Source organism: Pseudomonas sp. MYb13 (genome assembly GCF_002980075.1).
Lineage (GTDB): Bacteria > Pseudomonadota > Gammaproteobacteria > Pseudomonadales > Pseudomonadaceae > Aquipseudomonas > Aquipseudomonas lurida.
The window spans coordinates 208126-225533 of the sequence record NZ_PCQI01000006.1 but is presented as its reverse complement, the minus strand read 5'-3'; the positions used below and the strand labels follow the sequence as shown (position 1 = coordinate 225533).

Here is a 17408-nt window from a genome sequence, read left to right as displayed (position 1 = left end):
AGCATCTTTACCGTTTCCACTACAAAGAAAAATCAACACAATGCAGCAACACTTTCACTCTGGTAGCGAAAATGATCCGTATCGATGACCTTGCTTTGTTCTTGCGCAGCGCCGCCCTGGGCAGCTTTACCGCCGCCGCGGTTGAGGCTGATTTGCTGCCGGGGCAGGTGGCCGCCGCGATCAAGCGGCTGGAGCGGGAACTGGAGGTGCGCCTGTTCACCCGCACGACGCGCAGCTTGCGCCTCAGCGCTGAAGGTGAGCAGTACCTGCCCACGGCGCGGTCAGTGCTCGAACACCTGGAGCAAGGTCGGGCCAACCTGCACGGTGACAATGCGCCGTTGCGTGGCACCCTGCAGATCGCCGCCCCGTCGGACCTGGGGCGCAATATCCTGCTGCCGTGGCTCACCGAATTCCGCCGCTTGCACCCCGAGTTGAACCTGCGTTTTCTGCTCTCTGACCACGTGAGCAACCTGTTTCGTGACCCCGTGGATGTGGCCATTCGCTACGGGCTGAACGAAGACGCCAACTACATTGCCTTGCCCCTGGTGCCCACTAACCGTCGGGTACTGGTGGCGTCTCCGGACTACCTGGCCCGCCATGACGCGCCACGAACGCCGCAGGACCTGTCGCGTCACGCGTGCCTGCCCTACCTGCAAAACGGTCGGCTGCATGACCGCTGGCAATTGGGTACGCAAACGGTGCACGTCGCCGGCCCGTTGTTCAGCGATGACGCCGATATAGTGCGCCGCTGGGCCCTGCAGGGCGAAGGGATCGCCTACAAATCCTGGCTGGACGTCTGCGCCGACGTACACGCAGGCCGTCTGGTGGTGCTGCTGACCGACTATCCCGGCGATGTGTACCCGCTGAGTTTCGCCTGCCCTCATCGCGGTCAGGTATCACGGGCAGTGACTGCGCTGCATCAATGGCTGAGGGAGCGCTTCATCGCCATTCCTCCTGTTGTCAGCGACGATTAGAACATTCTCATTTTGACAATCCTTCTGAATCGCCAAGCCATCTCTGATTATGAAAATTAGGCCAGTGTTCCTTGAGTATTACGGTATCGGCTCTCTACCAAGGCCAGTGCTAACTGGCTCATGTTGTGATCAGGGTTGCTTTTGCAGTAGCTATCGGCAAATGCAAGTGCCTTATCGTTGTCAAAAATCTCTGCCTGAAGGTTATTGGCGCTGTGCGTATATTGCTACCGCTGGGGCTGGCGTCTTCGCAGGCAGGCCAGCTCCCACAGGGGGGTGTGTTTGAGGTTGAGAGCAGGCGGTGATCGGTAATTCTGCTGACCGCCCACTTTTCTACAGGCGAAAAAAAAGACCTTGAATTTCAAGGTCTTTTTTTAAGATGGTGCCCGAGGGAGACTGTAGCCTCCCAAGTAATCTGTGGCTTGCAGCTAAATTACACCGTTAGGGATACATGCAGGGATACACCTCTGCCAGGGCTGAGTTCATTGGAGCAGAGCTATAGGCATATCGCGCTAACGGTCGTGCATCGTTGATCGGTCACGCCAAGGCTACAACCAACGATGCGGTGATCATCGGAATTGGCGTAAAGAGGCCTTTCAAATGACGCTCACACCACTGTTAGGAGTACTTACGAAATCCAAAGCCTAGACTCTTTTGCATTTTGATAGTCCGTTGAACTGAAGCGGGTAGGGGGGTGAAAAGCGTCTCTATCTGGGCTAGGTAGTCTTTTGTGACATTCCAGAAGTGTTCGGGCATCCCGTGATCCGCTAGATTCTCAAAGACACCGCCCTTTTTAAAATGGCGTTCCAGGTACATCGCCACGCCGTGGAGCTTGGCCTGCCAGTTCCACGGATAGACATCCTTCATGTCATCCGACATTTTAAGAGAGGGTTGTATAATCGCCGTCCCATGAGCGAGAACGTTACGAAGAGCGAACATGACCGTGATTGCTTCTTTGGCTTCTGCAGTGACTGATTTGTCGACAGATATGTCTGTGTAGAGCTCAATTTGGCGTTTGAGAGACTCCCACCCCCCCGCCATTTCGACTTCGGCATTAAACTTCGCCAGGAGTTGCTCCATTTTGCTTGGAGCGGTTTGTCCGGCAGCCATACCTCGCTCAACTGCCTCGCTGATGTCATCACGTAGCTTGTGTGCAAGGATGCTGCGAAGTGTCCCTTCGATTATCGAAGCATTCAGAATCAGCAGCGCGAAGGCGTTATTGTAGTTAGTCCACTGAAGTGGATCTGTGCTTTGACTTTCCGCTCGATACTGCTCTGACTCCCACGCCTTCTTGTGGGCCATCGCTAAGCTCTCATAAGCCACCACCAGCGAAGTGGCGGTTTCTAAACCTTTGTAGGCAGCCATAAATACTCCTAGTAATTGGACTCATATCCCGAACGGCGGCCATATCCTACTACTCATTTTTGCAATGATCCGCAGTGAGTGATTGGTTCTGGGGGCATTATCAGTCTTCATTGGCTTCAGGACGTCGTAGGAATGGTGGGGCCCCTGAGGAATACCTTGTGACACGGGGTCAGAAACCCGCGGGATCGTGGTAGCGGCAGCCACACCAGCTTACTGAAATTTCAACATTGAAATTGAAAGGATCTTGAAGAGAAAAGGGCATCCTTACCGGATCTGTAACGGTGCATGGTTTCGTTCAGGATTGTGAACGATTGGCTCGGTCAACTCGGTCAACCAGTCAACTAACTTTGGAGCCCAGCCACTAATGAGATCCGGCGGGTTCTATGCCCCGTATCTAAAAGAATTCTCCAGGGTCCCCACCATCGAACCAAAGCCAAGAGCATGACCCACCTCGCTCGCTGAAGGAGCAATACGCTAGGGGCTAGGGGGCTACCCTAATAAAACCGTGTTACCGGTGTTACGCGTGTTACATAAGTATATAACTATATGATTTTAATGGATTTATATCGCGTTACACATCTGTGGCTGGTTTGCCGATATGCGTGTTACATGGCGAAAAGGTGTTACACCAATTAATGCCTTGGTAGAGCTGTTTTTGATGATTGCAGCAGGTGCCGTCGACCTAGGGGCTTCGTTTAGAAGGGCAGCTACCGGCCAATAGCAGTCATTGCTTAGGCGCTGAATCAGACGCTGTAGACGCCTAAAGTCATGAGGGTGCGAATCTCTCCTTAATTGCCACATTCATAAAGCACAACATATTGATTTTAATAAATAAAATCTGGAGTTTGTGGTATTTGTAATCTGAAAAAAGGCCATATGGGACTGAGATGGGACTGGAGCGATATTTTGGTGCGATAGTGGCGACCACCGAATGGGGGCCTGACCTTCGCCAGCTATTTGATGAGCTAGGCTTCTGCGAACCGAACTCCAAGGAAGGCTGCTATGCCAAATAACTCAGATTCCAACATTGCCACTGCAGACGCACTCACGTTGCTATTGCACAACCAGCATGCACTTGGAGCGGCAATAGAGGAGGTCACAAGCTGGCTTTCAGGGAATGGCTTAGAAACCGTGGCAGAAAACGCAGTCATGGCGATGGAAACCTTGGACACAAATGCCAAAGCAATCAGAGATGCGATTATGCGTCTGCGGCAGTCCTAGAGAGTTGACTCTGATTCGGCGAACGAAAATGACCGGATTTTTTTAAGAGTTCGCGATAGTCATCTATCGGCCAAAAGGGATCGGAATAAATTCTGCTCCCGCCGCCAGATTGCGTCGCTCCTACTACACATCAGCACGATAGAAATTCCATGCTGAGGTCATCCAGTTGGCTTCTCGTAGACTCAATTTTACCGACTATTAGGTCGAGCGAGTTTTTGGAAAATTGGACAAGTTCATGTTCAAGCCCCCTCTTGCTGAATTTAATTTTGACTTGGGTGTACCCATCCACATTGGTTTGCATCCAATTCGCATGAACCACCTTGTTGCGGAGGCTTCCACACTCTCGTAGGTCTGAAAGGAGCTGTGGGAGCCAAGCAGGCTGATTCCCTCTCTCGCGGAAAAAATCAGAAGTGAATCGTTCGAACAAATCCAATTTTGTGGAGTACATCATATTCCCCACGACCAAGAGACCTTTTTGATCTGTTCGGTCAGATATGAATCCGCACAGGATGTTATCGATGTCCGCCTCAAGTGTATTAAACCAGAGGACAACTTCACCGATTAGAGGCATCAACTCGGAGACGTACTCATACGCATTAGCTGTATCTCCGAGACCTTCAATAATCAGTTGGCCTACCGGTATGGTCCTGGTCTTCATGGGTATCCGATCCTCTTAGTTAATCTACCGCACACAGTACGGCCTGAACACTGACGTTACGAGTGGTATCAGGTCGTGCCTTGTATACATCTGACCAGTGCTGTATTACGCACCGCGCTGATTGTTGAAATGAGTCAGCAGATCGGTTTCTTTCAACTCGTAATGCCCCATCAATTGGTAATAGTTGGTCACCGCTCGGTCAAGCAAATCCTTTGCTTCGGCCTTCGGATCAAAATAGACGGTTGAGTCATCGCTACCATTCATGTGTTTTGTCGAATTCTTCGCTTTATTCATTAGGTTATGGATAGCCTTCTCGGTGGCTGGCTCGCCCTCTAAAAATCGCGATAGATGTAGAGCACCGTTCCTCATGCTGTTGAATGATGACTCACCACCTTTCGACTCTACATGCTTACCCAGTATCTCTTCGGCAGCACCGGCAAGGCATATCGTTGCGAAATATTCTGGCGGTTCACTGAAAAAATGACGCAAGGCGGTATCGAGTAATTGGGATGCAATTTCGATTTTTTTCGTAGGGGTAGACATGTTGATTTACCTAATAAGTCTGGAAGGGAGAGACTAGTTCATAAGTAGAATTTTTTTTCTTGGCTGCGGTGACGTTCGATAAGTGATCATCGGTGATTTCTTAACCGCATTCAGCCGGTCGCTGTCAAGACGCGTCGCATGGATCTTTAGGCATGCATGTAATTCCGCCATATGTTCAATCGGCGCCCATACCTAGCCTATGCGAGGGCGCCTTTTCGTGGAACCAAGAGAACCGCTCCCCCAGGACTGGTCTACCATTCCACGACCTTCTGGTTTAAGGACAGGCCGACACTGGATCAAGAGGCGATTCGTCGTTGAGCACAAACAATAATCGGCGCTGGCATTTACGAAGAAGTACTATGCTCGCTCGTCGAGCGACACGCCGTGCGTGAATGCCTGGTGGCCTGGATTGACGGCGACCCCGACTGGGGCCTGTCGACTGCCTGGCCGGCAGCGGGGGAAGCTGGGTGCGACATGAGCCGATACGCAGCTGAGCCAGTCTGACGGCGGTGGGGCGCATTGCCGAGAGCGTCGGCTCAAGTGGATTCAGTGTAGAGCTGTAACCGGTGACAGCTTCAGGGTCACTTGCAACCTGCCCACCACATCCGGTCCGTCCTCATTGATCCACGTCCCGTAGTGCTTACGCATCATGTTGCCGTTGGTATAGCCATCTGTTCAGCGATCCAGTCGGTCGACGCCACGCCGGTGGTAAGCAGCTGACCGGCATAGGGGTGCCGGCATTGACCAGGTCTACGGTAACGAACGCCGGCGGCGAGCAAGTGCGCCTTGAAGAATTGATCGCGTACCACGGAGTCTTTGGCGTGCGGCAGGCCGCTTTTGGTATTCAGGAACACGAAGCGCAGCTTTTGTGGGCGCGCCGTTTTGTTGTTCCGCTCGACGAACTCCACGATTTCCGCTTTTCGGTGGCGGTTCAGCGCATCGATCTTGCGCAGGTCGCCCCGTTCGATGCTGCCATCGGTGCGGGCTTGGCTGCTTGTTTCAGCACTCGTTCGCGAACGACGGTCAGTCGGTCCAGCTCGTTCAGATCGTCTTTGGACAGGCTGCCGACTTTGTCCAGGAGCAGGGGGCAGTCAGCGGTTTTTCGTCCGGCAGCATGTCTTCCCATCCGCCCTGGCGGATCCAGGACTACGACTAGGTGCAACCATCAATCTGGGCGAGAGGATCACCAGCGTGGCCCTTGCCGGCGACCGAATGGACGACGCAATCCGTCATAGCGTAGAGCGGCAATTCCCCGAACTCACCGGCGGCTACCACCTGCCACGCTTTGGCCGAGTGGTGGCCGTGCCCTATGCGCCCGCCGCACCTGGTCTGTGCGACGACTTCCGGCCGCGCTTTGGCGTCGACGTGGAAGTGTTGCTGCCCGATGGCAAGCCAGATCCGAACCTGCCGATCCTGACAGGTCTGCCGCTGCCGGCGCCGATGGGCGGGTAAGAGGCGGGTATGTTTGGCTTCCCTGAAAAGGGAACCATGGTTGTGGTCAGCTTTGCATACGGCCTGCCGAACGAGCCCTTTATTACGCAGATCCTGCCTCATGGCCTTAGCCTGCCCGGGTGCCGAAGGGGGACCTAGTGTGGCAGCACAGCGAAGCTTGTCAGCAGCGTGTAGACGCCGACGGCAACTGGCTGCGCCAAACGGACGGCAAGATCCAGGACAAGGCGATCGAGCGGGAACTGGAGGCGATGAAGAGCATTGGGAGCTTCCAGAGCCACACCAGGACGATGGACGATTATTCAACCGTGAATCGGCGGGCGGGATCAAGACGCTCGAGGCGCTGGGCGCGCTCAAGCTGTTATCGGGTGGATCTGCGAGCCTGGCGGCGGTGGACGATCTGCACCAAGCGACCGGGCGCGGCTTGAACCTAGTGGTGGGGCAGAAGCATAACGCTACGGTGGGAGGGGATATGGAGGAGAGGATTATGGGAATGCGCCAAAGCGTCACGTCGGAAAATTGAGCCTTTAAAGCAAATTAGACTTGGGTAGGATCGGAGAATGTTAGCGTACTCAAGGTGTTGTGCGATTTGCTCGACTTGGTACGGGAGATTAATTTCCATCTGGCGGGACATGTTCGTGGGGCAACTCCGGCACCGGACAATGCGACGGCGTTTGCTCAGGCCGCTGCATCCACGCTGGTGCTCTCGACTCAGCTGACTCCGATTGCTCTCTAATCGCTAGACGAGGGTTTCGCTTCTGTGATTTTAAAACGTATTATTCTGCACCTCGATCTCGGAGCAGTTGGTTGAGGCTGGACGGCAGCGGCCACACGAATCTCGGTAGGCATGGATAGAGACTTGATGAATTCTAATGCTCAACATCAAATTACGTTTGCTTGGTGGAATACAGGGCTTGCTCCTTCTGCGGTCAGTCGCTCTACCCAAGACCAAAGAGACGTAGCTTGCTCGGTTATTATTTACATGATGGCGATCATCCAAGCAGATTTAATTGCGTTAGGTGAAATGTCTGATGAGGACTTTTCATATGTGGCTGAAAAGTGCGCCGCTGAAGGTTATGTTTTTGTCAGTGAGATAACCGATGCAGGTAAGTCGACCTTTGATATTTGTTATGTTTATAATTCGAATAAGCTTTTCGTGTATGGCTCAAAGGATATTATTTCCGGGAGAGGCAAAGCGACGTTGAAGGTTGCCAAGAAGCTTGAGCTACTCGCCCTAGGTTCAAGTTCCATGTTTCACGTTTATATTTCTCATTGGCCTAGTAGGCTCTGGTGTAGTGAAAATAATTTTAAACGAAGCATTCTGGGTGTTCGGCTTCGAGATCAGGTGGATACAATAATCGATAATATGCCAGATAAACCATTGGTTGTTTTGCTCGGAGATTACAATGATGAACCATTCGCGCAGTCACTCAGTGAGCTTTTAATGGCGTCGCGGGATATCGACTTGGTTCGGCGTAAGCCTGATTTGCTCTATAATCCCTTCTGGAAGCACCTGTCAAAAGTCAATGCGGAAAGTCAAACTGCCGGGAGTTATTTCTATAAGGGTGGCGAGGTTACGAAGTGGTTGACCTTTGATCAGGTAATTTTTTCCCATGCCTTCATTGAGGCAAAGGAATGGCGCTTGCTTGATGATTGTGAGCATATTTTAGATTTTTCGGACTATACTAAATTGGTTAAAAGCTCTGCTTCTAAATTTGACCACTTGCCAGTTTATGGAACAATTGAAAAGGTAGCCTGATATGGTTGATTTTATTGGTTCTCTTCAAAAGGGTCTCAGTGCCGCTCATATGGCGGAAAAGAATAAGCTGGAAATAAACTCTGTGTTTTCAATTCTAAATGAGCAGCTTTTTAATGCTTTTGAGGGTAAAATAAAAGTTGGGGTTTATAATAGGGTTAACCCATTTGGAGGGCTTCTAACCTTTTCGTCAAATAAGCCTAAGCCGGAAAGTCAGTTTATTGGAGCGAAAAATCCTCTTGCGGAAGACCAGTCTGCGGTGGAACTTGCAGGCTGGAAAATTGACGCTAATGGATATCCTTGCCATATAATAACGGCTGATGCTGAGACATACTGTGAGAATAAAACAGCGCTAGAGTATGGGTTGCAGTATTTACTTAGTCTGCCTGATGTCGGTGAAAAGGTTTTAGAGCTCTTGGCGCGAAAACCGAAGTCTGTAGTTAAACCTGACTAAAGTAGATTAAGTCCCTGAGCTAGAGGGGTGTTATTTTTGGTGATAGGTGTATGGCCTTGCCATTTATTTTTGCGCCATCATATTTGTGCATCAGCTCGATCGTTGATGCACTCGATTCTCGTAAGGACAAGCGTATTCGTGGCTATGCGCGATAACGTGGCGCCAATCAGTTGTGGCAGCAGCTCTCGCTGTCGGTGTTATACCTGTCAGCAGCGCTGCTATGGTTGAGTTGTAGCATGTCCCGCGCACTCTCACGTCTCCTTCTTTAGTTTCTAGCGTCACGCCCTAAGACGCATTGGTGTAAGCAGCATGTATGTGGCAGAATTGCCTTATTTGTCGCTGCGCATAACATGCAACGCTTTCATGGCGAACTCCTGCGCAATGTTTTCTTGTTCAAACACATTGCACTAATCATCCCACATGATTTCCAGGATCTAACGCAGTGTCGGGCCTCTGCGATCAACATCTTATGATGCGCATCAGGATTTAGCAGTGAAGCCTAGTCATCAGTAGCGCATTCCAAGCGTCGATGGTCGATGGTGTGTGCTTCAGGAGACGCACTTTGCGCGTAGAGCGCCGAGTTTTCGTCACGCGATAGGCCCCGCGCACCTTCGAGCGCCGGAAAGTTAACTTCCCCTGTTTGAGATCGACATTCTCCCGGGCCAACGCGATGGTCTCCGACACCGTGGCCCCGCCCAAATCATGAGCTGCACCATCAGCAGTTCCTGGGTGATATTGGTGGGTGTTTCGAGGATCTGCTTGATTTCCGCCCTGGTGAACGGATCAGTCGCCTCTGGATCGGGCAGGCGCACGAATAACCCCTCAGTCGGGTAGTGTGCGACCTTTTTCCGGGTACGGTCCAGCCGGAACACCTGACGCACGTTGCTGATGATGTCGCGGGTGAGGGAGGTGGCGCAGATCTATGCGGCCAATGAACTGGAGCCTATTCAGGCGCGTATGGCGCAGGTGAATGACTGGCTCGGGAGGAGGTAATGCAATTCAAACCTTATGAGCTGGCCCCTACTCAGTGAATAGGGGCTTTTCCGTCTGAGGGTCAGTCGTCGAAAACAACTTCACGGTCGTTGAGGTCAAAACTTGATATAGAGATCGCAAAGCGTTTGAACAAACCGAAAAAATCATTGAGAGGCATCTCAAGGTCAATCTTGCGAACCTGGACAGGTTGGCCTGATATGACTTCCTCATGAATCGTCTCGTATTTCCCCCCAGATGAAACTAGTGCAGTCACATAAACAGGTTTGTCCTGAACGTCGCCATGAACTTCACCTGACCACAGTTCAATACCGATCAGCGCTTCACCAGGGTTGAGCAGACCCTTTTCCTCTAGATAGTGGGAAAAGTCTCTATTGTCGTGTCGATCTGCTGCTGCGGTCCCTTTTAGGTCGTTGTACTGAACACTTGCCCCGAAAGTATCTTGCCCCATTACTCAATCTCCTTGATCTGAATACCACCGCCTTTATGGCGGTTTTTTTTGCCCTCAAAAGGGCTTGTGTGTGGCTGAAGCTTAGCTGGTCTCAGTGTCAAACTTGCGCTTTGGAAGCATTAAAAATGGCAAATTGACCATAGCATTTCGGGGTTGTCATGGTAACCGTATCCAGCAATTTGGCTCAATAAAGACTGGGGGCGGTGCATTCATGGAGCTCCGGTTGCGCAGCCCGCACGTTCGGGTGGTGAACTGGCGCATATCGTAGGGGAAATGACGTTCTACATGACCCGGCGCTGGCTGTCGGCCCCCTACCTCGCCTGCGGGCTAAATAGGTCGTTTTTTCTGCGCCCCCTGCGGACTACTATCGGCGGCTTTGGTTGGGCGCTTACTTGGCGTTTGGGAGGGGGTAGAAACCTGCGGGACCCTGCGAAGGTGGATATTCATAAGCTCGCAGCCGCCACAGACTGAAAGCCGAAAAATCTAGGGTATTTTTGTAATGGAAGGATATATCGAGGCGGAAGCTTCTTAGGCTTCCGCTTCGTCATCACTCTCCCTTTCTTTTGAGTTGGACGTCAATGAAATCAAGCTCTGCCTTGATTGCATCAATCGTGAGCGTCTCAACCTTGGTGATTTTGTTTGCTCTTGCGTTGAGCTTTTTCATACCAGCGATGCCGACAATTATTCCGTTTAAATGCAGCTTTCGGGCCCTTAGGTCATCAGGCATCTGAGCGCTGTTCTTTGGTAGTGGGTTCATGGTTAGACCGATGGTAGGCCCGAAGCAACCGGCCCTCGCCGGTTGTTTCGGGGAGGGTTTAGATTAGGCCGCCAACAGGTCAAGCAGGCTGTGTTGGTGTGAGCGTTCTGCAAGCTCGCGGAAGGTCCAGCTTCCGAAGTTTTCACCTTGCTCAGGGATTTGCAGCTTCAGCAGAGAAACCGGATCTTGACTAATCAGTCTTCGCGCAGCCCATAGCTTGCCGCCGGTCTCCAGCAGTGCTTTCGCCGCCTCATTCCATTGTTCTTCCAGCACAGTGTTCGCCAGGTGAGCCGCTTTGTTCTCGATCTTGGCGCGTTCTTTTTGTGCCTCTGTGATGTGCAGGTCAATCGTTACCAGCTCTTGCTCCAGCGCTGTGATGATCAGTTGTTGGCGACGGTGATGCTCAGCCGCAGCCGTGAGGTTTTTTGCTGCCTTTTGAGCTTCCGCGTTAGCGGCCTTCTCGCCCTCCACGTCGCCCCAGGCGACTGCCTGCGCATAAGCAGTGGCTGCGTCCGTTTCAGCTTGGCGAGCCTTTGCCATGTCTTCCTGATCGCTCTGGCGGACTTGCTGCAACCTGGTCTCGATGCTGCTGCGCTTTTCGTTAAGCTCCATCTCGTCGGCTTTCCAGTTCGCAATGCCACTGAGGTAGCCCGCAGCCAAGCTCTCACGGTTCGCCAGAGCCTCGAGGCGATCGATTTTTTGATTCAGGAGATAGATCTCATGATCTCGTGAGTCGATGCGTCTTTTGTGATCGTTGATTTCGTCTTGCACTGCCCGTTGGCGGCCCTGTTGGATAATCTCGGGGCTTTCCAGCGCCTCTTCGAGGGGCATCAAATCGCGCTGAATACTCTCCATTTCGAGGGTCAGTGTGTCGCGGCGGTCTTTCAGTTCTTGGATAGTGTTCATCTGTATTGTCTCTGGGTACTGCAGTTGATAGGGATAGTTGTCGAACGGCTGGCGAGGCCGGGAATGAGCCGGCACTACCTCGATCAGCAGGCATGCCGTCAAGCGGCCTTGGCCTCGCCTTCATCCGTTCCGGGAACTGTCTTCACCACATAGCAGCGTTGAGGCCCTAACCCGGGCAGACGAATCAAGCTGTACGCCTTTCCGTCATTTCCCGGCTCGAGCACGCCCCGTTGCAGCAGCTCCTTGTTCACCGCACTAATATTCATGCCCTTGAAGATCTCGGCCCTCCAGGCTTCCGGCAGCACGTAGTAGGTGTTGGTGGTGTGCAGGGCATCACCCATGCCGTGTTCCATCGTCTTGCGAAAGCCCAGTCGATCAATCGTGCGTGGGCCGTGTTCATCGATCTTGGCAGCCGCAGATTCCCAGCGGGTGAAGCGGCTTTCTCCAAAGCGTTCGATAACCTGGTGCAGTCGAGCCACAATCGCATCCCCCTCGAAGTTACCGGCGCCGCCACGCTCGGCTAGCCATGCATGCAGGCAAACCCGTGCAGCCGTCGTGGCCGTACCATCAGGCCAACCGGTGACTCCAAAGGCGGTAGCCAACTCTCCGGCCGCTGCGGCGAGGCCAAAGCGAAGGGCGGCACGCTGGGCCTGCCCACTGGCCGAGGCGGGCAGGTTTTGGGTGATGAACTGTTCCACCGTGCGGCGAATGATCACTGTCCACCTGAGCATTTCCCCGGGCGCGCACAGTGCGTGCAGGAAGGCGGTGAGGGGTGTGCCGTAGTACTTGGCTACGCGAGCCTTGAGCGCATCGGAGAGGGCAGCAGCATCCTCAAAACCATTCAGCACATCGAACATGCCGAGGCCTTTGCTCGCATCCGCAGGCACCGCAAGCATGCGCACCTCCATGCCTGCTTTCAGCTCCTTGTTTGCATCCGCCATGTGCTGCGCCAATGTCTTCTCGCCGGTCGAGAGAAACAGCAAGCGCCACTCCTGCACCTGTCGGCCTGCTTGTCCTCGATCATTCGCCCGGGCCTTGCCGGTGCCGTTTCCGAGCATGTACACCGTTTCCCCAATGATGCGTGCGTCACACATGCCGATTTCATCCAGCACCAGGAGGCCGTCTGAGTGTGCGGCGGCGATGGACTCCAGCGCGTTGTCTGTCGAGCGCCATGAACGCACCAGGCGAGGCCCGCCATAAACCGATGCAGCGACTTGCAGGTGAGTGGTCTTGCCCCCGGAGCTGTCGCCATACAGGTGGAAACCGCCCGACTCATGCCCCAGCATGTTCAGCAGAGGCCCTGCAAACGCCACAGAGACGACAAACGCCAAGCGATGGTTACCAACGCATAGCGCGCCGATTTGCTGCTGCCATTGCTCCAGGGTGCCCGCTTCGCTGATTGGTGGAAGCTGCGCACCGGCTTCATAAAAATGCAGGTGTTCGGCGTGCGAGCCGATTTGCTGTTCGGGCAAAAGGAAGGCGTTGTCGTGCCAGCCCAGGCGCGTCACCAATCGTGCGCGCTGGGCGCTATCGAAGCCGCCGAGATAGCTCTGCAGGTCATTACGGGCATTACGCCCCGACCGACTTCCAGCGAGGCGTAGGCCCATGTCTACCAGTGGCCCAAGTACATCCTTGCCGAAGTCGCCGGTCATGGTTCGGGCCGGAATGTTCCAACGTTTTTTAGCGCCGTCCGGGTCATCGAACTCAACCAACAAGCCCCAGTTGTGGCCCTTGTCGTCGCGAGTGCGGGCGATGATTTCCAGAGGCGAGCACACGGGGCGTGCCTCACCATCGTCGCCGGAATAAAAAACACCTTCAGCGGTCAGACGAAAGCCGCCCGGCAACAGATCATTTTTCGATTTCGCGGGGCGTTTGGCGGGTGCCTTGGCCTTCGGTTGTTGAGGTTCGGTTGGCTCAGCGGCACCGCCGTAAAACTCACCGCTGCGCACCATTTCGGCTAAGTGACCAGCGGTCCAGCCTTTGGCTAATGCGTCTGCTGCATCGTCTCCGTCAGCCCATTTTCCACCTTTGACGAGTGTTGGCTTGCCGCCTTTGCTGCTGGGCTTGAGATTGAACACGTCGAGCGCAATTCGTTGCACTGACGCGGCGCCCAGCTCAATCAGCTTGAGCTCAATGGCCTCCATGCACGTCTTGCCGCTGGCATCGTTATCCGGCCACAGCGCCACAGCGCGCCCTTTGAGTGGCGTCAGGTCGGCCTTGTGCCAAGAGTTGGAGCCGTTCGGCCAGCACGTGGCGACGTGTTCCGGCATCAGTTGAGCAGCGGCATCAGCTGCTTTCTCTCCCTCACACAACACCACGTGCGCATCGGCACGCTGTGCCAGCTCATCCAGGCGCAGCAGTGGCCGAGGCTCTGGCAACCCTTGCCAGCGCCATTGTGTGGTTTGTCCATCGGAGCGCTTGCACCAGGTCAAAGGCGCAAAGACTTTTCGCGGTTTGCCGTCTTCATCGGGGCCCAGGTCGAAGCGATACAGCGCCATGACTGGCTGGCCCTGCACATCGCGATAGATCCACACCTTGGACGGGGCGCCGTGTTGCCGATGTTTGGCCGGGCACTTGTTCATGGCCTCGGCCGGGATCGGCTGAATCGCGATCCACTCCGGCGCTGCGGGCTTTGTCGGTGAGTTTTTGGTGGTTGCAGATCCTGCGGAAACGCTGAGCAGATCCGCCAGCTTTTTGCAGGCCTCAACGTCGGTGCCGCCATCGATGTAACGCACCAGGTCGATCAGGTCACCGCCCTTATCGCCGGTGGCAAAATCCGCCCAGGTGCCTTTGCTCAAATTGATCTTGAGTGAGCCCGCACGTTTGTCAGAGCGGGTAGGGTTTGGTGCTGTGTATTCCTTGCCGCCATCAACACGTTTGCCATTTGGCAGCCAGTGAGCAAGCACACGTTCGATGTTCTTGAGAGCAGCGCTTTTTACGTCTGCAAAGCTGGGGCGTTTTGAGGTGTTGCCGGTGCGCTGAGTCATGGCGCTGTACTCGCTGCGTAGAGAGCATCGTTCACGTCATCGATCAGCGCTTTTGCCATCTCGCCCAGGTAGAACGCCGGCCAACTGAACCGCTCGCCTTTGTCACTCATGGCGGCATCGAGGGTCAGTTGATTGGCGTAGTACTGAAACAGCGATATGGCCTCAAGTGCGTCCTCGATCGGCACGCCTGCATTCACTCGGAATAGTTTCTGATGAGTGTCGTTAGCACAGGAGAACTCGGCACGCCCGAGAGTAGTGGCAGTGTTCACAAGGCACCGCCTTTCTGGCCCATTGGCACAGAGGAGGCGTCACCGTACAAGGCGAGTGTTTTGATCAAGCCCAAGGTGCCGCGCACGTCCCAAATAACGGATGACAGCACGCGGTTGGAGAGCACGGGTTTATCGCCGTCTAAATGATCTTCCAGCAGCATCAGAACTGAATCGGCGCGGTCGAGGGCGCAGGTGATAGCGTCGATGGGAATACCGGCTTCAGCATCCTGGCTGACGCAGAGCAGATCCTCGGGAAGTGAGAAGCCTGGGAGTATGCTCATTGGGCACCCCCTGCGGCTTCCAAGGCTCGCGCTTTGGACATATGGGCGTTGTAACGGGAGAGACGTGTAGCGAGGCTGGAGTTGGCGTGTAAAGCGGCGAGAGCCATGGCTCGATGAGCAGCGGCGCGAATTTTGGACGGATTGAGGGCGTGCATGTGGTGTAGCTCCTTTTCTGTGTAGGAGCTGCCACTGATCGTCGCCAAACGAATTAGGGTGGCAGCTGTGCGCAGGTTGGCGAACCGGGGAAAAGGAACCCGGCAGACCCGAAGGTCTCCCACGCACAGCCACCATAAAATAGGAATGCGGGCACAAAAAAAGCGCCTGCAATCGTAATGGGGGCGCCTGTGCGCCTTTTCTATCCGGGTCGCCAAACCCGGTCGCTGAATTTGCAGCGACGGGCACACAGTAACGCCCGTTTTTTGAAAGTGCAACTGTGCAGATCTCTTGCGGTTTTTTTCGATGCGGCATAAATTGACCAGGCATGTAGATTTACCTCAACGCCTCCGGTTGCCGCCGGGGGCGTTTTCGTTTCAGGCATGGATGTCCCAGCGCAGGGAGACAAAGGGCAACAGGTCGCCTTCGAGGCACGCGCGCGCATCCTCATAGGCATCGATTTGTTGGCCTTCGTCGACGATGATTGCTTGAGGGGCTTGGCAGGGAACTGACAATGCACACCAGATGCCATCCCTCCATCGCATCACCATCACTTCCCGGTGCAGGCGTTTTTGCTCAGTGCGGTAACGTTCAAAACGCTGCATACCGCGTGATGAGAACCCGACCTTTCTGAGTACTGAAAAAGGCTGCAAGATGGCCCTGTTGGCTACACGATTTTTCATGCTGCCACCTGATCGCGGGCAGCGATGCGTGCGCGAGTCCATGCCTGAACTTCTCCCAATACCCACGCAACCGGAGCGCTTCGGGCATTGCTGTTACTCAGCTTCACCGGCAACGGGAATCCGCTTTCAGGTTGACGCATCAGCTTGTAGATAGTCGGGCGTGCGAGCCCTACGATTGAAATGACCTCGGGCATGCGGATGAGAGTCATAGAGGGATCATGCGAGGGAATTGCTTTTAGTACGGTAGTCATAGCGAGCTAACCCTTTGTTAATTGAGACAACGGGTCATACGCTACGCAGGGGAGGGGGAGTGGACTGTGTCCGCTCCCTTTTTTATTTCAGAGGTCTAAGGCCCAGAGCGGTCAAATGCTCTCGAATGGTTTTTTTTGTACCGTGGCCCTTCCGTTCGGAAAGAATATTGGTCAGTTCTGCATCGGACAGACTTCGCATTTCAATTTTCCGACCGTTAATGATTTGCTCAGCAGACGCCTTGATTTTTGCTCGTCTATCCATCGTGTCAGTCTGTATTTTTGAGCTGGGATCTCGGTTCCCCTTACCGGCTTCCTGGCCTCGTCTTGTCGCCTTTTTTGAAAAGGCGTCGTTTAGAATTCGATGCATCAGGCTTGATGTGTTGAAGCCTTTTTGAAATACATTCATCTGCTCCACTTGGCGATAAAGACTCGCCATCAACAGTGCCTGATTCGCCTCTCCTAACAAAGTAGCGAAGTCTTCTCGTGCTCGGATTTCGTTTCCGCTACTGCGGTCCCGCTCTTTTTCAATCAGGGCAAGGTACTGGCGTGGTGAGTCATGTTTCAGCTGCACTATCAGGTCTGCATCAATGCCGTAAGTGGTGAGCTCAAGATCGAACAGCCAATTTGCGAGCGTCTCAACCGCCTGCGTTGCAAGTACCAGGGCATAGGTCGCCACAAGCTGTGAATCTGCTGCGGAATGACTGACCCCAAGAAACCGTCGAATGACACTAGGCAATGATCCTGCCTCTGCATAACTGGCATGCTCGCTAATTGCATCGCGAAGTCGATAAAGGGTTCTTGTTACCGACTCTGCGCACGGAGCGTAGGAGCCGTCCTCAAGCCAGAACGATGTAGCGGTGCTGATCAGATCGAAGGCATCTTTGAAGTGTTCGTTGAACTGCGGAAACAGCACAAGATTGCGAACGGCAATCTCGACTTCGTCCTGATCCCACACCAGGCACGTTATGTCGACGCCTGCAATTTCTAGCTCCTCTGCCTCGATGCCTCGCTCAATGTCCATCTAGGTCTTCCCGACGCCCCGAGGTCAGTGGGCTAACGCAGCGATTTGCGGATAAAAACGCCGATGCCAGCAGGGTCACGGGTGTGGCCGTTCTGTAACACGACTCCTCCATGTAACACGTGCTGCTCACAAGTTTTTCAGCGCGTGTAACGCTGAATATATTCAATAAATACAATGGTTTATTGGTTTGCGTAACACGCGTAACACCCGTAACACGATTTTTGAGGGGGTATAGGGTTGAC

At 53.8% G+C, this 17408-nt stretch carries 16 protein-coding genes and 4 pseudogenes; 6 read left to right on the top strand and 14 right to left on the bottom strand.

All coding sequences use genetic code 11. From position 1 onward, the window contains the following. Positions 1-71: 71 nt before the first annotated feature. Positions 72-974: a LysR family transcriptional regulator gene (locus CQ002_RS14075; protein ID WP_105162832.1), complete on the top strand. Its 903-nt coding sequence runs from the start codon at positions 72-74 to the stop codon at positions 972-974. Between the two features lie 615 nt (positions 975-1589). On the opposite strand, the gene CQ002_RS14070 is transcribed toward CQ002_RS14075, so the two are convergent. Then, a complete protein-coding gene (locus tag CQ002_RS14070; RefSeq protein WP_105162831.1) occupies positions 1590-2336 on the bottom strand; it encodes a hypothetical protein in 747 nt (248 codons plus the stop codon). A 1002-nt stretch (positions 2337-3338) separates the two neighbouring features. On the opposite strand from CQ002_RS14070, the gene CQ002_RS14065 reads away from it, so the two are divergent. Further along, complete coding sequence (locus CQ002_RS14065) at positions 3339-3557, top strand: hypothetical protein (RefSeq protein ID WP_105162830.1); 219 nt, start codon at positions 3339-3341, stop codon at positions 3555-3557. A 130-nt stretch (positions 3558-3687) separates the two neighbouring features. Here CQ002_RS14065 and CQ002_RS14060 read toward each other — a convergent pair whose 3' ends face one another. The 3 genes and pseudogenes from CQ002_RS14060 to CQ002_RS28555 form a co-directional block, all read right to left on the bottom strand. Further along, positions 3688-4215 (bottom strand): hypothetical protein, encoded by a 528-nt coding sequence (locus CQ002_RS14060; protein ID WP_105162829.1) that lies wholly within the window; start codon positions 4213-4215, stop codon positions 3688-3690. A 105-nt stretch (positions 4216-4320) separates the two neighbouring features. Continuing rightward, the gene (locus CQ002_RS14055) at positions 4321-4758 is read right to left on the bottom strand and encodes a hypothetical protein (protein WP_069078208.1); all 438 of its coding nucleotides are present in this window, start codon (positions 4756-4758) and stop codon (positions 4321-4323) included. A 546-nt stretch (positions 4759-5304) separates the two neighbouring features. Beyond that, a pseudogene (locus tag CQ002_RS28555) lies at positions 5305-5711 on the bottom strand (site-specific integrase); the annotation flags it as partial. A gap of 259 nt (positions 5712-5970) precedes the next feature. Here CQ002_RS28555 and CQ002_RS14040 point away from each other — a divergent pair. The 3 genes and pseudogenes from CQ002_RS14040 (at position 5971) to CQ002_RS14030 (ending at position 8417) form a co-directional block, all read left to right on the top strand. Continuing rightward, a pseudogene (locus tag CQ002_RS14040) lies at positions 5971-6943 on the top strand (hypothetical protein). A 126-nt stretch (positions 6944-7069) separates the two neighbouring features. Beyond that, positions 7070-7966 carry an endonuclease/exonuclease/phosphatase family protein gene (locus CQ002_RS14035; RefSeq protein WP_146117467.1) on the top strand — a complete coding sequence of 299 codons (897 nt, stop codon included), beginning with the start codon at positions 7070-7072 and terminating at the stop codon, positions 7964-7966. A gap of 1 nt (position 7967) precedes the next feature. Further along, on the top strand, positions 7968-8417 hold the full coding sequence (locus CQ002_RS14030; RefSeq protein WP_105162827.1) for a hypothetical protein: 450 nt from the start codon (positions 7968-7970) through the stop codon (positions 8415-8417). A gap of 507 nt (positions 8418-8924) precedes the next feature. Here the strand turns inward: CQ002_RS14030 and CQ002_RS28550 are convergent. Then, positions 8925-9316 (bottom strand): annotated as a pseudogene (locus tag CQ002_RS28550) (site-specific integrase); the annotation flags it as partial. A gap of 1 nt (position 9317) precedes the next feature. On the opposite strand from CQ002_RS28550, the pseudogene CQ002_RS28545 reads away from it, so the two are divergent. Continuing rightward, positions 9318-9448 (top strand): annotated as a pseudogene (locus CQ002_RS28545) (Presumed portal vertex protein); the annotation flags it as partial. Between the two features lie 23 nt (positions 9449-9471). Here CQ002_RS28545 and CQ002_RS14020 read toward each other — a convergent pair. The 9 genes from CQ002_RS14020 to CQ002_RS13980 all read right to left on the bottom strand — a co-directional run bounded on the left by CQ002_RS14020 (position 9472) and on the right by CQ002_RS13980 (position 17166). Beyond that, positions 9472-9858 carry a hypothetical protein gene (locus CQ002_RS14020; protein ID WP_105162826.1) on the bottom strand — a complete coding sequence of 129 codons (387 nt, stop codon included), beginning with the start codon at positions 9856-9858 and terminating at the stop codon, positions 9472-9474. Between the two features lie 547 nt (positions 9859-10405). Then, entirely contained in the window at positions 10406-10615 is a 210-nt protein-coding gene (locus CQ002_RS14015; RefSeq protein WP_234010358.1) for a hypothetical protein, read from the bottom strand. 63 nt (positions 10616-10678) lie between these two features. Then, entirely contained in the window at positions 10679-11521 is an 843-nt protein-coding gene (locus CQ002_RS14010; protein ID WP_105162824.1) for a chromosome segregation protein SMC, read from the bottom strand. Between the two features lie 98 nt (positions 11522-11619). After that, positions 11620-14508 (bottom strand): DUF927 domain-containing protein, encoded by a 2889-nt coding sequence (locus CQ002_RS14005; RefSeq protein WP_105162823.1) that lies wholly within the window; start codon positions 14506-14508, stop codon positions 11620-11622. Further along, the gene (locus CQ002_RS14000) at positions 14505-14777 is read right to left on the bottom strand and encodes a DUF3077 domain-containing protein (RefSeq protein ID WP_105162822.1); all 273 of its coding nucleotides are present in this window, start codon (positions 14775-14777) and stop codon (positions 14505-14507) included. Before CQ002_RS14000 ends, CQ002_RS14005 begins: the two co-directional genes overlap by 4 nt. Next, entirely contained in the window at positions 14774-15058 is a 285-nt protein-coding gene (locus CQ002_RS13995) for a hypothetical protein (RefSeq protein ID WP_105162821.1), read from the bottom strand. The genes CQ002_RS14000 and CQ002_RS13995 overlap by 4 nt, the downstream gene beginning before the upstream one ends. Before the next feature lie 530 nt (positions 15059-15588). Continuing rightward, positions 15589-15894, bottom strand: coding sequence for a hypothetical protein (locus tag CQ002_RS13990; RefSeq protein ID WP_105162820.1), 306 nt, complete (start codon positions 15892-15894; stop codon positions 15589-15591). Continuing rightward, positions 15891-16145 (bottom strand): AlpA family transcriptional regulator, encoded by a 255-nt coding sequence (locus CQ002_RS13985; protein WP_026078127.1) that lies wholly within the window; start codon positions 16143-16145, stop codon positions 15891-15893. Before CQ002_RS13985 ends, CQ002_RS13990 begins: the two co-directional genes overlap by 4 nt. A gap of 82 nt (positions 16146-16227) precedes the next feature. Beyond that, positions 16228-17166, bottom strand: coding sequence for a hypothetical protein (locus CQ002_RS13980; protein ID WP_105162819.1), 939 nt, complete (start codon positions 17164-17166; stop codon positions 16228-16230). Between the last annotated feature and the right edge of the window lie 242 nt (positions 17167-17408).

Coding starts and splice junctions, on each gene's coding strand:
- CQ002_RS14075 (WP_105162832.1), top strand. CDS start 72: ATGATCCGTATCGATGACCTTGCTTTGTTCTTGCGCAGCGCCGCCCTG.
- CQ002_RS14070 (WP_105162831.1), bottom strand. CDS start 2,336: ATGGCTGCCTACAAAGGTTTAGAAACCGCCACTTCGCTGGTGGTGGCT.
- CQ002_RS14065 (WP_105162830.1), top strand. CDS start 3,339: ATGCCAAATAACTCAGATTCCAACATTGCCACTGCAGACGCACTCACG.
- CQ002_RS14060 (WP_105162829.1), bottom strand. CDS start 4,215: ATGAAGACCAGGACCATACCGGTAGGCCAACTGATTATTGAAGGTCTC.
- CQ002_RS14055 (WP_069078208.1), bottom strand. CDS start 4,758: ATGTCTACCCCTACGAAAAAAATCGAAATTGCATCCCAATTACTCGAT.
- CQ002_RS14035 (WP_146117467.1), top strand. CDS start 7,070: ATGAATTCTAATGCTCAACATCAAATTACGTTTGCTTGGTGGAATACA.
- CQ002_RS14030 (WP_105162827.1), top strand. CDS start 7,968: ATGGTTGATTTTATTGGTTCTCTTCAAAAGGGTCTCAGTGCCGCTCAT.
- CQ002_RS14020 (WP_105162826.1), bottom strand. CDS start 9,858: ATGGGGCAAGATACTTTCGGGGCAAGTGTTCAGTACAACGACCTAAAA.
- CQ002_RS14015 (WP_234010358.1), bottom strand. CDS start 10,615: ATGAACCCACTACCAAAGAACAGCGCTCAGATGCCTGATGACCTAAGG.
- CQ002_RS14010 (WP_105162824.1), bottom strand. CDS start 11,521: ATGAACACTATCCAAGAACTGAAAGACCGCCGCGACACACTGACCCTC.
- CQ002_RS14005 (WP_105162823.1), bottom strand. CDS start 14,508: ATGACTCAGCGCACCGGCAACACCTCAAAACGCCCCAGCTTTGCAGAC.
- CQ002_RS13995 (WP_105162821.1), bottom strand. CDS start 15,058: ATGAGCATACTCCCAGGCTTCTCACTTCCCGAGGATCTGCTCTGCGTC.
- CQ002_RS13990 (WP_105162820.1), bottom strand. CDS start 15,894: ATGAAAAATCGTGTAGCCAACAGGGCCATCTTGCAGCCTTTTTCAGTA.
- CQ002_RS13985 (WP_026078127.1), bottom strand. CDS start 16,145: ATGACTACCGTACTAAAAGCAATTCCCTCGCATGATCCCTCTATGACT.
- CQ002_RS13980 (WP_105162819.1), bottom strand. CDS start 17,166: ATGGACATTGAGCGAGGCATCGAGGCAGAGGAGCTAGAAATTGCAGGC.